Source organism: Laedolimicola intestinihominis, from assembly GCF_040096155.1.
In the GTDB taxonomy this organism is placed as follows: domain Bacteria; phylum Bacillota; class Clostridia; order Lachnospirales; family Lachnospiraceae; genus Laedolimicola; species Laedolimicola intestinihominis.
Map to the genome: position 1 here is coordinate 224,470 of NZ_JBBMFE010000001.1, position 14,531 is coordinate 239,000.

Sequence of the window (14,531 nt, forward strand, 5' to 3'; positions counted from 1 at the left end):
GATGAAGTCGTTTTTTACAAGGCTGATAAGCGGTATTGTACTGCTGGCGATTATTATTTCCACCGGTATCGTGGGCGGCCCGGTGCTGTTCGGATTCACACTGCTGATTTCCCTGATTGGATACTGGGAGTTCCTGCAGGTATTTGGCCTGGAGAAAAAAGCGCCGGGTATCTGGGGCATGATTTTCGTGGTGCTTTATTACGGAACTGTATACATGGGCGAGGCTCTGAATCTGGCGGGTCCGCTGCTTCTGGTAGCTTTCTTGATGGTGCTGATGGGCGTCTATGTGGTGACCTTTCCGAAGTATAAGACCGATGAAATCACCGCGCCCTTTTTCGGACTGGTATATGTGGCGCTGATGCTTTCATTTCTGTACCAGACCCGTATGGTTCCCATTGAGGGAAAGAATACGCCTATCGTGTATTTCCTGATTTTTATCTGTTCCTGGGGCTGCGATACCTGTGCCTATGCGGTGGGTATGCTCATCGGGAAGCACAAAATGGCTCCGATTTTAAGTCCGAAGAAATCCATTGAGGGCGGCATCGGCGGTATCGTGGGCGCGGCGCTTTTAGGCGCCATCTACGGTATGATTTTTGACCTGGACATCCGGGGCTGCGTGATTCTGTGCGCGGCAGGCGGAGCAGTATCCCAGATTGGCGATCTGGCGGCTTCCGCAATCAAGCGAAATCATAACATTAAGGACTATGGACATCTGATTCCGGGTCATGGCGGTATTCTGGATCGGTTCGACAGCGTTATTTTTACCGCACCGATTATTTATGCGCTGACCCTGCTGGTGTTCAGTCGATAAGTTCCAAAAAACAATGAGGAGAATACGATGAAAAAAATAGCAATCTTGGGCTCTACGGGCTCCATCGGGACCCAGACCCTGGAAGTGGCGAGAAATAACGGTGATCTGGAGATTGTGTCTCTGGCAGCCGGAAGCAATATCAAGAAGCTGGAGGAGCAGATCCGGGAATTCCATCCCCGTCTGGTGGCAGTCTGGACCGAGGAAAAGGCGAAAGAGCTGCGCGACGCAGTGAAGGATCTGGATGTGAAGGTGGTATCCGGTATGGACGGTCTCATCCGGGTCTGCACTCTGCCGGAGGCGGAAATTGTCGTGACGGCCATCGTGGGAATGATAGGAATTGTTCCTACTATTGCGGCCATGAAAGCGGGAAAGGACATTGCACTGGCCAATAAGGAAACATTGGTAACCGCAGGGCATATCATTATACCACTGGCGAAGGAGACCGGCGTGAAGATTCTGCCGGTGGACAGCGAGCACAGCGCCATTTTCCAGTGCCTGAACGGAGAAAACCGCAGCCAGCTTAAGAAAATTCTGTTGACAGCCTCCGGCGGACCCTTCCGTGGAAAGAAGCAGGAGGATCTGAAGAATATCCAGGTGGAGGACGCCCTGAAGCATCCCAACTGGGCCATGGGCCGGAAGATTACCATCGATTCTTCTACTCTGGTGAATAAGGGTCTGGAAATGATGGAGGCCAAATGGCTTTTTGGCGTGGAACCAAAGGATATCCAGATCGTGGTACAGCCCAAAAGTATCATCCATTCCATGGTGGAATTTGTGGACGGCGCGGTGATTGCCCAGCTTGGCACACCGGATATGAAGCTGCCGATTCAGTATGCCCTGTATTACCCGGAGCGGCGCTTCCTGCCGGGCGAGCGTCTGGATTTCTGGAAATTGCAGGAGATTACCTTTGAAAAGCCGGATATGGAAACGTTCCGGGGGCTGAAGCTTGCCTTTGACGCAGCGGCAGCGGGCGGTTCCATGCCCACGGTCTACAATGCGGCTAATGAGCAGGCGGTAGCCAAATTTCTGGATCGGAAGATTGCGTATCTGCAGATTCCGGAGATTATCGAGACCTGTATGGGACATCATACAGTAAAAGAGAATCCGTCTGTGGAAGAGATTCTGGATACAGAGCAGGCGGTATACGAATTTATCGAAAGCAGGTGGTAAGTTGAAGATTATACTTGCGCTTCTGATATTCAGTCTGATCGTGCTGTTTCATGAGTTTGGTCATTTTCTGCTGGCGAAGCGGGGCGGTATCGGCGTGACAGAATTTTCATTAGGCATGGGTCCCAGGCTTTTCAGCAAACAGATCGGCGAAACTCGGTATTCGGTGAAGCTTCTGCCTTTCGGCGGTTCCTGCATGATGGTGGGAGAGGACGGGGAGAGCAACGAGGAGAATTCCTTCGGCAGCAAATCCGTCTGGACCCGGATTTCCGTGGTGGCGGCAGGTCCCATTTTCAATTTTATACTGGCCTTCTTCCTGTCGCTTTTTATCGTCGGCAGCATCGGCTATGACGCGCCGGACATCGTGGCGGTCATGGACGGCTATCCGGCGGCGGAGGCGGGCATGCAGCCGGGAGACCGGATTGTGCAGATGAATAAGACACATATCCACGTGTACCGGGAGGTCAGTCTCTACGTGCAGATGCATCAGGGGGAGACTGTGACCGTGACCTATGAGCGGAATGGCCAGCGTCACGCGGTAACACTGGAGCCGAAAATGAGCGAGTATGGCACGTATCTGCTGGGCTTTCAGGGCTCCGGCATGCGGACAAAAGGAAATATTTTCCAGAAGGCATATTACAGCGCTTATGAGGTGAAATACTGGATCAGCACCACGCTGAAGAGTCTGGCTATGATGTTCCACGGCCAGGTGAGCGCCGACGATATCTCCGGTCCGGTGGGAATTGTGAATACCATTGGAGAGACCTATGAGGCCAGCAAGTCGGACGGCGGTTTCTACGTATGGCTGAATATGCTGAATATTTCGATTCTCCTGTCAGCCAACCTGGGCGTGATGAATCTGCTGCCTATCCCGGCCCTGGACGGCGGACGGCTGGTGTTTCTCTTTCTGGAAGTCCTGCGACGCGGTAAACGAATCGACCCGGAGAAGGAAGGCATGGTGCATTTTGTGGGGCTGATGCTTCTGATGGCGTTGATGCTGGTGGTAATGTTCAATGATTTCCGGAATATTTTGTAGAAGCATTGAAAAAGGATGTTTCAAAAGGGAAAAAAATGCCGAGATGAACGGAAAACGGAAAATACGGACTGTGAGCAGATGTACCGAAGCATAAGAAAACGGGAAGGACTTTTGAGAGCCTTCCCGCTTTTGTTTGTCAATGCAATATTTTATAAAAGTACCATGGAAATGATCACGGTCAGGATTCCGCACACGCCGATGGCCAGGCCGCTCATGGCGCCCTCGGTCTCGCCAAGCTCAATGGCTTTCGAGGTGCCCACTGCATGGCTGCAGGCTCCAATGGCCAGACCGGCGGTAATCGGGTTCTTTACCCGGAAAAGCTTGATCAGATACGGGGCCAGGATGCTGCCCAGGATGCCGGTGAAGATCACCGCGATGACGGTCACCGGCACGATGCCGCCGTGGGTCTGGCAGACCTCCACCGCGATGGGAGTGGTGATGGATTTCGGAAGCAGGGAGGCAGTCATGGCCTCGTCCAGGCCGAACAGCTTGCAGAGCACATAGACGCTGCCCATGGAGGACAGAGAGCCCGCGGTGCAGCCCACCAGAATCGGGATGGCATTTTCCTTCAAAAGCTGAAGCTTCGTGTAGATGGATACCGCCAGGCAGGCTGTGGCCGGAGCCAGGAACATATTGATGACGGCGCCGCCTTCGTTGTAGCTGTCATAAGGAATGTCGAACACCAGCAGAATAATCACGATTATGAGGATTGCAATCAGCAGCGGGTTGCAGAAAGGCGATTTCAGCTTCTTCTGAAGCTTTTCTCCGGCCCAGAAGGCCAGAATGCTGAGCGCAATTCCGAAATAGGGGGAAGCCCAAAGTTCACTCATGACGGCCTCCTTTCCTGCGGGAAAGCAGATACATGGTAAAGCGCACGCTGCAAGCTGTGGCCGCAAAGGTAATAATCGTAGTCAGTACACAAATCAGCAGCAGGGGCAGCCAGTTGGCCTTCAGAATATCCAGATAATTGATGACATTCACGCCTGCCGGGATAAAGAAGAAAGCCATGTTGGCCAGCAGAAAGTCCGATTTCTCCCGGATATGGTCAATCTTCAGAAGTCCGGTCAACAGAAAAAGAAAGAGCAGAATCATACCGATGACGCTGGCCGGAAAGGCAAAGGGCAGAAAATGCTCAATCAGCACGCTTAAAGCGCAGATGGAGAAAATAATCCCCACTTGTTTGATGATTTTCATAACATGTCTCCTCATATGTCAGTTTTGGTCAAAACCGTTTCCTATCATACACCAAACAGGCGAATTGCACAAGATGATTTTTCTGTGCATAAGATAGGAAAAAAGAGACAGTATACAGGAGAATTTATGGTGGAAAAGATTGTACTCGACGCAGGGCACGGCGGAAGGAACCCAGGCGCTGCGTACCAGGGCCGCCGGGAGAGCGACGACGCCCTCCGCCTGGCCGTGGCAGTGGGAAATATTCTGGAAGAAAATGGATATGATGTGATCTATACGAGAACAACGGACGCCACTCAGTCGGTGGGGCAGAAGGCAGCCATTGCCAATGAGGAGGGGGCCGACCTGTTTATCTCCATTCACCGGAACGCTTCGGATTATCCAGGCCAGTACAACGGCGTGCAGACCCTGATTTATGATGATTCCGGATTTAAAAAGGAGATGGCCGAGAATATCAACGCCAACCTGGAGGCATTGGGCTTCCGGAACGCGGGCGTGGATATCCGCCCGAACCTGGTGGTCTTAAACAGCACCCGGATGCCGGCCCTTCTGGTGGAGGCGGGCTTCATCGACAGCGACAAGGATAATCAGCTGTTCGACAGCCGCTTCCAGGCCATGGCCCAGGCCATCGCCGACGGCATCATGGAGACCCTGGAGGAGCCGCCAGTGGCAGCAGTGCCTGATCCGCCGTCCGCCGACGATATGTCTATGACCGGCCAGCCGGAGGAGACATCCGTCCCGGCAGAAGAACTCTACCGGGTTCAGGCCGGAGCCTATCGGGAGCGAGAGAACGCCGAAAACCTCTTAAGCCTTCTGGAAAATGACGGCTTCCCGGCCTATATCATTTGCCATGACGGGCTTTATAAAGTGCAGATCGGCGCGTACGCGCGCCTAAGCAACGCCATCGCCATGGAGCGGGAGGTGCGGGAGAAGGGGTATAATACCTATATTACGACCTATTGATGTTCCAGAGGATAGCAGCCGGGGCGGTATGGAACGCTCCGGCTTATTTTGAGTTCCGGGAACACAGAAAAATCACACTGTCTACACCCATTCCTCACACCTTTTACAAAAAACAAACACATTCCCCCTTTACAATGAATATCAGTCAGCGCCGGGATTTAAGAGGCGCAGGAAGCAGGCGTTTATAAAGGAGGATGAAGCGTGAAGCTGTGGAAGAAAAAGGTGAAGGAATTTGGTAAAGATTTTGAACAGTCAGAAGAGTTCGAAAAAAATGAAGAAATAGGGGACGCGGAAGAATTTGAGACAGAGGAGCCGGGAAAGGAACCTAAGGTTTTGGGTATCAGGATACCGTTTCGGATGCGGAGGATAGTCTGCAGGACGCCAAGGATACCCGGGATGCCTATAAAAATGCGTATGCCAACGACCCGTCCATCATCCTGGCAGACGAGCCCACCGGCGCTCTCGATTCTGTTACCGGACGGAAAATCATGGATATTTTCCATAAGCTCCATGAGGAGCAGGGCAAGACTATCGTGCTGATTACCCATTCCAATGAGCTGGCCTCTGAGACGGAGCGCATCATCACCCTGAAGGATGGCTGCATCATCGGAGAGAGAAAGGGGAGTGGAGCGCCATGTTAATCGGAGAAAATATCATGCTGGCCCTGAACGGTCTCTTGGCAAATAAAATGCGCGCCCTTCTGACCATGCTTGGTATCATCATCGGCATTGGCTCAGTCATCGCTATCATGAGTGTGGGCAATTCCATCAGCAGTTCTGTGACCAGCTCTATGGAGGACATGGGCGTCAACAACATTACCCTGGGCGTGTCCCAGAAGAGTACCAGCGAGACCAGCACGGCGGATGGCCGGGTCTTCATGGGCTTTTCCCGGGGCAGCACCATGGATGACGAGGATTACATCACCGACGAGATGCTGGACGCCATGAAGGAGGAATTTGCCGATTCCATCCGTGAGATTCTCTTAAGCGAGTCCGCAGGAAGCGGCGCCGCCGAGGATGGGAACCTGACGGCAAATGTGACACTGACCGGCGTAAACACAGCATATCTGGAAAATGAGGATTTAACGCTGCTGGCAGGCCGTACCCTGACAGAGACCGACCAGACCAAAACTAAGAGGGTGGTGCTGGTATCCGACAAGCTGGCGGACAGTTTATTTGACGGCGATTACGACGCGGCAGTGGGCAGCGAAGTACAGGTCTATGTGAGCAACCGGTATTACAGCTACGCCATCGTGGGCGTCTACGAATACGAGGACAGTGGCTTCACCACAGAATCCGACGACGATATTTACACTTCCTTATATATGCCTCTGGAGGCAGCACGGAATCAGAATCATTCTACAGCCGGTTATTCACAGCTAACCATTGTGACGGCCTCCGGCGTGGATTCCACCAGCCTCTGCACGGAGCTGGAAAACTGGTTTAATAACAGCTATTACCGGAACAACGACAGCTTCGAAATCAGCGCCAGCAGCATGGAAGGTATGGTTTCCTCCATGACCAGTATGCTGTCTACGGTGTCCATTGCCATCTCCGTCATCGCAGGAATTTCCCTGCTGGTAGGAGGTATCGGTGTTATGAATATTATGCTGGTGTCCATCACGGAACGAACCCGGGAAATCGGCACCCGAAAGGCTCTGGGAGCCACAAACGGCTCCATCCGGCTTCAGTTTATCACAGAATCCATCGTTATCTGCCTGTTGGGCGGCTTCATCGGCATTGTGCTGGGACTTATTTTGGCGGCGGTAGCCACCAATGCCCTGGGCTACGCGGCGAAGCCCTCCGTGGGTGGTATCGTATTTTCCGTGACCTTCTCGATTCTGATTGGCGTATTCTTTGGCTATTATCCGGCCAACAAGGCGGCGAAAATGAACCCGATCGAGGCCTTGCGGTATGAATAAATGGCAGAAACTGAAGAATGTAGGATTGTAAATGATGGAAAGGACTGTTGTGGAATAGATGAATCATTATCTATTCCATAATAGTCCTTTTAGGTAAAAATAATATATTTAGCTGTGATACTTGTCCAATGAAATTTTAGTCGCTTTTATTATATCTATTAAAATCAACATGTCTTGAGTAGAGCAGGAATTAAAGAGAGATACCAATTCTTTGGTTAGTAAAGAATTGGTGATGGGTTGATAGTCATAAAGCAGTTCATCTGTTTGGACAGATAGAGTGCTTGCAATATCAACGAGAACTTGAAGACTTAGTTTAGTATTCCCTGTTTCAATATGACTCATATGGGTAGTAGAGATCCCAACTTTTTCAGCCAGTTGTTCTTGCGATAAGTCATGCGCTTTTCTAAATTTACGAATTCGTTGTCCAATTTCATAATAGTCCATAAAAATACTCCATTTATCTGTATACATATTTTACTTGAATTGTATGGGCAATAATGGTAGGATGGAATAAACTGTATAGACTAAAATATGCCTATATAGTTCAAGAATTATAACAAGTCAAAGATAAGGGAGGAAGAAAATGAGGTACAGAAAAATATCAATTCTTTTGGCAATGGTATTAGTTTTTCAGTCATCAGCCGTTGTAAATGCTGCGGAATATACGGCAGGGAGTACAAATGTAGCATTTTCGGAAAAAATAAACGAAAACACGGATAGTGTAGAAGATGATATAGAAAAAAGTACTGGGAATGGTAGTGTAGACGATAACAATATAGAAGCGGCAGAGAATACAGGTGAAGAATCATCAAGTATTGAGAAAACAGAAGAAAAAATTGTAGATACATATAATGAGGAAAATTCATCAAAAGCAATACAAGAGAGTTATGGTCAAATTTCATGGACAATAGATGATTCTGGAAAATTAACAGTTACTGGAAATGGGGATGTGGAGAAGAAAGATAATTGGAATTTTCCGTGGTATGAATATAGAGAACAGATCACTTCAGCACAAATATCGACAACTGGAATGACGGATTTATCAAATTTTTTTAATGGCTGTGAAAATTTAAAAACAGTTGATATGAGTTTGTTGGATACCAGTGAAGTAACGGATATGTTTGGAATGTTTTATGATTGCTACAATTTAGCTGAAGTGGATTTGTCTAATTTTAACACAGATAAAGTAACAAGCATGGGATGCATGTTTGAAAATTCTGGTTTAGTGAAACTGGATTTAAATAATTTTAATACAAAAAATGTAACAAATATGTATCGTATGTTTGGCGGATGTAGGAATTTAAAAGAACTAGATTTATCTGGCTTTAACACGGATAAAGTCACAGATATGTCATTTATGTTTGATGGTTGTTCAGAACTGAAAAGCATAAATATGAAAGGCTTTAATACAGAGAATGTAACAACTATGTTGGCAATGTTTAGAGATTGTAGGAATCTGAAAGAATTAGATTTAAGAAATTTCAGAACTTGTAATGTTACAAATATGGCTGGTATGTTCCAGGGGTGCGAATCATTAAGAAATTTAGAGATTTCTAATTTTAATACAGAACAGACAGAAGATATGTCTTACATGTTTCAAGTGTGTAAAGAATTAGAAATGTTGGATTTGGACAGTTTTAATACGAAATCCGTTAATAATATGGAAGGTATGTTTGATGGATGTAAAAAATTAGTAGAAATTAAAATGAGTAATTTTAATACAGCCAATGTAAAAAATATGGTATTTATGTTTTCTGGTTGTGAAAATTTAAAAAATTTAAATCTGAAAAATTTTAATACGAGCAATGTTGAAGGAATGACAGACATGTTTGCAAATTGTAGAAGCTTAAGTTCTATAGACTTAAGTGCTTTTAATACGAGCAAAGTTACTGATATGTCTGAAATGTTCTTGGGGTGTGAACAACTTGGAAGTCTTGACTTGAGCAATTTTAATACAGAACAGACTAAAGGGATGGAGTTAATGTTTTATAACTGCAAAAAAATGGATAAACTCAATTTCAAAAGTTTTAACACGCAAAATGTATCTTGGATAGGTGGGATGTTTTATGGCTGTAGTGAATTGACATCCTTAGATTTAAGCAGTTTTGATTTGAGTAATATACAGTGGGGTTCATCATATGGCGATGAGTATTATTGGGATGATCAAAGAGAAAAATATAGTTATCCGGAATATTTAGTAGGTGGTTGTACAAAACTTAAGGTTATTAAGTGTCCCAAAAATGTGAAACAAAAAATTAGTCTTCCAGTGGAAGAAAATGAGGTTTGGAGAACAGAAGATGAATTAACGATTACAGAATTTCCTCGAAACAATTCAAATAGTGTTACTATAACTAAAAATAGGGAAATAGTTTCTATGGTTCCTGAAAATGGGGACTTAAACGTAGGATATAGCAAAGGAGAAAGGTATACACCTTATTTTCGGATAACATTTGACAGAACCATATTGGGCGAAAAAACGGATACGAATAGAAACTATGCAAATCTGGATTTTACAGCAGGAACAATGAAAATTATTCGTTCATCAGATGAAAAGGTTATCTACGAAGTTACACAGGATGATTGGATGAATGAATTGTATCATATCGAAGGAACGGTAAGTTCAGATATGGTTATCAAAGATGAAAAAAGTATTAGACTAGATCCGTTAAATGCAGGAAATTTATTCCGCAAACCGGGAATAGAATATTATATTACAGTTGACAAAGGATTTATACAATTTGCGGATGGAACTACAAACAAGACGATTAATAAGGGAGAGTGGACATTTAGAACAGGTTTTGTATTGAGCATTCCGGACAGTACATGGAATTTTGAAAATTATGTTGGAAATCAAATAACTGATGAAGACTTTGAAAAATTGACGCTCCATTTCCCGCCAGCATCAAAAAAGGCTTTTGCTGGATTTAGAAAAAATGCAAAAAGAAGAGGAAATTGTTATGGATTTTCTTTAACTTCAATTCTCGCAAATGCCGGTTTACTCTCAGCTGAAAATATGGACAGCAATGCAGAAGTCCTGTTTGATGTGGAGAAGAATACGAAGGCACAGTCTGTGATTGAATGGAGTTCGATGTTGCAAAACTTGAAAACAAGTGTAATTGATTCAAGTCAGTTTAAACGTCTTGGGGTAAAAGGGCAACTTGAAAAAATATATAATATGAAAAAACCATTTATATTAATATATGGTTATAAAGGCGGAAAAACTCCTTCGGGTGTAAAACGTAAAGCCGGTTCGCATGCAGTTGTGGGGTATTATGTAGAGTCAGGCTCATGGACTTGGCATGATGGAACCTATGATACACGTGTGAGAATATATGATTCAAATCCGGGATTTGATGATGAAAAATGTTATTTGTACTTCAATTATGGAACGTCAGATTGGGAAATCCCACATGAAATGTATTACTACGCAGGTGCGTCAAGCAAAAAAGGTGGACATTTAGACAGAGTTTGTGATGATTTATCAATATTAAATCAGTGTAATTATGATGAATTGATGAAAATTGCTAAAACAATCAGTAAGGTTGAGCTTCCTGATAATTGGATAAGGGTTGAGCAAGGTGATATCGCAGTTCAGACTTCAAATGGAATGGAATATAAACCAAAGGAATATATAGGTGTGGCCGATGAGAACATTTCTGTGTACTACGATGCGGATGCAACATTTACAGATGACACAGAATCAACTTTAAATATTATTTTTAAAACATTAAAAGATTTTGCGGTTATTCCGAATGGAGAAGACACGGCATTGGAGTTAAACGCATTGTTTGAAAATAATTATTTGGAGGTTTCTTCAATTAAATATGAAAAAGCATATTTGAATAAAGAGGGGGCTATTTCGTTAAAGGGAACAGAAGGAATATATGATTTAAGCATGACGATGAATAATAGTCCAATTTCGTGGGAGACAATTGATATCAATGGTGAAAATGGAACAGAGATTGCAATTAAAAATGTCGAAAACGGTATTTTAGTTGAAGGAGATGATTTAAATGATCTCAATGTCTATGGAATTAAAGGACAGGAAAAAGTTAAATTGAATTTATCCACAGATAGAAAAGCAGTATTGTTGACAGAGGATGAAAATCAAAAACTTGTAGCGAAAATAGATAAAGATAAGGACGGAACATATGAAACGATTCTTGGAACGGAAAATGTTGTTGATAAAACAGAATTAAGAAATATGCTTAATGAAGCAGAAAAAATGAAAGAAATAGAGTATACAAAGGAGAGTTGGGAAAAATTCATAAAAGCTAAAGAAGAGGCTGAGAAAGTCCTGAAAAATGAAAATGCGACAAAAGAAGAGGTTACAATTGCGAGTACAGAATTAAAAAAAGCGATGGAAATGTTAATAAAAGTAGATAATTCGGACAAAAATAGTGTAAAGAACAATTCGGACAAAAAAATAAATTCGGGAGAGAAGTCTTTGCAAAAAGTGAATGCAAACACAGAGGACAATTCTCCGATAATGGGTTGGACGATATTGGGGATAATATCTATTGGGGCTATCGTAATAGCTTTGATTTATAAGAAGAAAAAAGACCAGTAGCATCGCTGTTCTGAAATGCTCGAAATAGAGCTCTTGTTTTATAGATTTGCTATTCAATGTATATATAATCTATAAAAAGAGCCCTATTTCGACAACACGGAAAAATAATTCGTAATAACGTTGACTTGAAATCTAAAATTCTCGTGCAGTAGGAAATTCTATCGTATGTTTAAATTTCTGATTTTGCATATCTGGATTTCAAACCGGATTATTCAATATCTGGGTGCAAATAAAAAGCTTGTCAAAATTACTATAAATTGGTAAAATAACAGTGTCGATAAAGGGTATGTCGTGTGAAAAAGGCGCATATCCGGTCGATGCTGTTATTTTTTACACGATATGTAGCGCGGTGTCTTCCGCGGCTGTTCACGAAAGATAAAGGTCTGGATTTCAGTTCGAAATCAACACACCCAAAGTACGCCCGAAGGGCGAAGTATGCAAAAATGTAACAGAAAAAAGCTATTCTATGCCCTTGCAGGAAGGAGAAGGAAAACGTATAATGAAAAGGAGAGAATAGGAATGAGTAACCGAACAAGTTCTAAATCAAAGCGCCGTAAATGCGGAGGTTACCACGGAACCAGAAAACCGGTACAGAGGGAGCACAAGGATAGGCTGTTTCGACTTATTTTTCAGGACAAAGAGGATCTGTTGGATTTGTACAATGCCGTGAATGGGACAGATTATGAGAACACAAAAGATCTGGAGATTACCACGATTGAGAATGTGATTTATCTCAGTATGAAAAATGATTTGTCCTTCATGTTTGGAGTTACGATGAATCTGTACGAGCATCAGAGCACCTGGAATGAAAACATGCCGCTGCGGGGATTTTTCTACTTCTCGGAGTTATATCAGCGGTACTTGAAAAGGCAAAACATTAAGCTTACAGACGAGAAAAAGCCAGTGATGGTTCCATTCCCCAAGTATGTGGTGTTTTATAACGGAACAGCAAATATGCCGGATCGGGTGGAAATGAAGCTTTCTGACTGTTTTTTAAAACCGGATCGGGAAGAAGGAGAACCTTGTCTGGAGTGTAAAGCGACCGTATTGAATATCAATGCGGGCCGGAATAATGACATGATGCGGAAATGCCGTAGATTATCAGATTATGCGGAGTTCATCGCGCAGATTCGCTGGAAGATGGATGAAGGCTGGTCCCTGGAAGAGGCAACGGAGATTAGCATCAAGCAGTGCATTGACAAGGGAATACTGGAAGATATCCTGACAAAACATGGAACGGAGGTGTGCAGGATGATACTGACAGAGTATGACGAACAGGAAGAACGGGAATATCAGAGAGCAGAAGGCCGAGCAGAAGGTCGGGCAGAGGGCCGAGCAGAAGGCCGGGAGTTAGGCCTGGCGGAAGGGATAGAAAGAGGCGTGAATCTGAGTAGACTGGCTCAGATTCAGAAGAAATGCGCCAAAGGAAAGTCTCTGGATCAGATGGCAGAGGAGCTGGAAGAAGAAAAGGAAAAGCTCCGGCCTTTGTACGAACTGGCAGTGAAATATCCGGACAGGACGGCGGAAGAATTATTGGAACTGCTGGAAAAGTAGGATGCCATATCGAAAGAGAACATACAAAAGAGAAAGTGAGACAAAGGAGGAGGTCACATGAACGGATTTCAGTATTACACACCCACAAAGGTAGTATTCGGAAAGGATACAGAACATCAGGCCGGAGCGCTGGTACGGGAGTTTGGCGGAACGAAGGTGCTGGTGCATTACGGAAAGGGGAGCGTGAAACGGAGCGGTCTTCTGGATCGGGTGTTTCAGTCTCTGGACGAGGCAGGAATTCCCTGGGTAGAGCTGGGCGGCGCAGTGCCGAATCCACATCTGTCCCTGGTTCATGAGGGGATTGAGCTTTGTAAAAAAGAAGGGGTAAACTTCATTCTGGCAGTAGGAGGCGGAAGCGCCATTGACTCTGCCAAGGCCATCGGGTATGGCGTCAAATACGACGGCGAGGTCTGGGATTTCTATGAAAAAATCGCGGTGGCGAAGGACTCCGTCCCGGTAGGCGTGGTGCTGACTCTGGCAGCCACCGGAAGTGAAATGAGCAATTCCTCTGTCATTACTAATGAGGAGGGCTGGCTGAAGCGGGGCTACAGCAGCGATCTGGGCAGGCCAAAATTCGCGATTATGAATCCGGAGCTGACCTATACCCTGCCGGAATATCAGACCATGAGCGGCTGTGTGGATATTATGATGCACACCATGGAGCGGTATTTCTCCCATGAGATGAATACGGAGCTGACGGACAGTCTGGCGGAGGGTCTTTTAAAGACAGTGATGCATCAGGCAAAGATTCTGCTGAAAAATCCGCAGGATTATGACGCCCGTTCTGAGATTTTCTGGGCGGGAAGTCTGTCCCACAACGGGCTGACCGGCTGCGGCAGAGTGGGTGACTGGGCCTGCCATCAGCTGGAGCATGAGCTGGGCGGCATGTTCAATGTGACCCACGGTGCGGGACTGGCGGCAGTCTGGGGAAGCTGGGCACGCTACGTATATATGAATGACATTCCGCGTTTTGCTAAATTCGCAGTAAATGTCATGGATGTTCCGTATAATTACGCAGATCCGGAGAAAACTGTTCTGGAAGGTATTGAGGCGCTGGAAGATTTCTTCCGTTCCATCCATATGCCCACCAGCGTCAGAGAGCTTGGTGTAGAACTGACGGAAGCGCAGATTCTGGAGCTGGCCTACAAGTGCAGCCATATGGATAAGCGGACCATCGGCGGCATTCAGAAGCTGACCAGATCAGATATGGCGGAAATCTACCGGATGGCGAAGTAAATCTTGTATGAGTGGTACCCTGGCAGAAATGTCAGGGTATTTTTTTGCATGGACAGTATGCAATCGGAGATTTGAAGCAGAG

Annotated in this window: 13 protein-coding genes; 10 read left to right on the forward strand and 3 right to left on the reverse strand. The window is 45.4% G+C overall.

Translation table 11 applies throughout. The features are described from left to right. Position 1: 1 nt before the first annotated feature. From WMO29_RS00895 to rseP, 3 genes are read left to right on the forward strand one after another with little or no spacing between them, the layout of a single operon-like run. Positions 2 to 811, forward strand: a complete 810-nt coding sequence (locus tag WMO29_RS00895) for a phosphatidate cytidylyltransferase (RefSeq protein WP_178038223.1) — start codon at positions 2 to 4, stop codon at positions 809 to 811. A gap of 27 nt (positions 812 to 838) precedes the next feature. Then, positions 839 to 1,981, forward strand: coding sequence for a 1-deoxy-D-xylulose-5-phosphate reductoisomerase (locus WMO29_RS00900; RefSeq protein ID WP_349163362.1), 1,143 nt, complete (start codon positions 839 to 841; stop codon positions 1,979 to 1,981). Between the two features lies 1 nt (position 1,982). Further along, positions 1,983 to 3,014 carry an RIP metalloprotease RseP gene (rseP, locus tag WMO29_RS00905; protein ID WP_349163363.1) on the forward strand — a complete coding sequence of 344 codons (1,032 nt, stop codon included), beginning with the start codon at positions 1,983 to 1,985 and terminating at the stop codon, positions 3,012 to 3,014. Positions 3,015 to 3,163: 149 nt separating this feature from the next. On the opposite strand, the gene WMO29_RS00910 is transcribed toward rseP, so the two are convergent. Then, positions 3,164 to 3,844: an LrgB family protein gene (locus tag WMO29_RS00910; protein WP_178038226.1), complete on the reverse strand. Its 681-nt coding sequence runs from the start codon at positions 3,842 to 3,844 to the stop codon at positions 3,164 to 3,166. Further along, positions 3,837 to 4,208, reverse strand: a complete 372-nt coding sequence (locus WMO29_RS00915; RefSeq protein ID WP_178038227.1) for a CidA/LrgA family protein — start codon at positions 4,206 to 4,208, stop codon at positions 3,837 to 3,839. Before WMO29_RS00915 ends, WMO29_RS00910 begins: the two co-directional genes overlap by 8 nt. Before the next feature lie 126 nt (positions 4,209 to 4,334). Between WMO29_RS00915 and WMO29_RS00920 the strand changes: the two genes are divergently transcribed. The 4 genes from WMO29_RS00920 (at position 4,335) to WMO29_RS00935 (ending at position 7,089) form a co-directional block, all read left to right on the forward strand. Continuing rightward, entirely contained in the window at positions 4,335 to 5,168 is an 834-nt protein-coding gene (locus tag WMO29_RS00920; protein WP_349163364.1) for an N-acetylmuramoyl-L-alanine amidase, read from the forward strand. Positions 5,169 to 5,369: 201 nt separating this feature from the next. Next, positions 5,370 to 5,708, forward strand: a complete 339-nt coding sequence (locus WMO29_RS00925; protein WP_349163365.1) for a hypothetical protein — start codon at positions 5,370 to 5,372, stop codon at positions 5,706 to 5,708. After that, positions 5,657 to 5,809: a hypothetical protein gene (locus WMO29_RS00930; protein WP_349163366.1), complete on the forward strand. Its 153-nt coding sequence runs from the start codon at positions 5,657 to 5,659 to the stop codon at positions 5,807 to 5,809. The genes WMO29_RS00925 and WMO29_RS00930 overlap by 52 nt, the downstream gene beginning before the upstream one ends. Continuing rightward, the gene (locus WMO29_RS00935) at positions 5,803 to 7,089 is read left to right on the forward strand and encodes an ABC transporter permease (RefSeq protein WP_349163367.1); all 1,287 of its coding nucleotides are present in this window, start codon (positions 5,803 to 5,805) and stop codon (positions 7,087 to 7,089) included. The genes WMO29_RS00930 and WMO29_RS00935 overlap by 7 nt, the downstream gene beginning before the upstream one ends. A 108-nt stretch (positions 7,090 to 7,197) precedes the next feature. On the opposite strand, the gene WMO29_RS00940 is transcribed toward WMO29_RS00935, so the two are convergent. After that, positions 7,198 to 7,533 (reverse strand): helix-turn-helix domain-containing protein, encoded by a 336-nt coding sequence (locus tag WMO29_RS00940; RefSeq protein ID WP_349163368.1) that lies wholly within the window; start codon positions 7,531 to 7,533, stop codon positions 7,198 to 7,200. Between the two features lie 139 nt (positions 7,534 to 7,672). On the opposite strand from WMO29_RS00940, the gene WMO29_RS00945 reads away from it, so the two are divergent. The 3 genes from WMO29_RS00945 to WMO29_RS00955 all read left to right on the forward strand — a co-directional run bounded on the left by WMO29_RS00945 (position 7,673) and on the right by WMO29_RS00955 (position 14,449). Further along, positions 7,673 to 11,659 (forward strand): BspA family leucine-rich repeat surface protein, encoded by a 3,987-nt coding sequence (locus WMO29_RS00945; protein WP_349163369.1) that lies wholly within the window; start codon positions 7,673 to 7,675, stop codon positions 11,657 to 11,659. A 519-nt stretch (positions 11,660 to 12,178) separates the two neighbouring features. Beyond that, complete coding sequence (locus WMO29_RS00950) at positions 12,179 to 13,213, forward strand: Rpn family recombination-promoting nuclease/putative transposase (RefSeq protein ID WP_349163370.1); 1,035 nt, start codon at positions 12,179 to 12,181, stop codon at positions 13,211 to 13,213. A 57-nt stretch (positions 13,214 to 13,270) separates the two neighbouring features. Further along, positions 13,271 to 14,449, forward strand: coding sequence for an iron-containing alcohol dehydrogenase (locus WMO29_RS00955; RefSeq protein WP_349163371.1), 1,179 nt, complete (start codon positions 13,271 to 13,273; stop codon positions 14,447 to 14,449). The last annotated feature ends 82 nt before the right edge of the window (positions 14,450 to 14,531 follow it).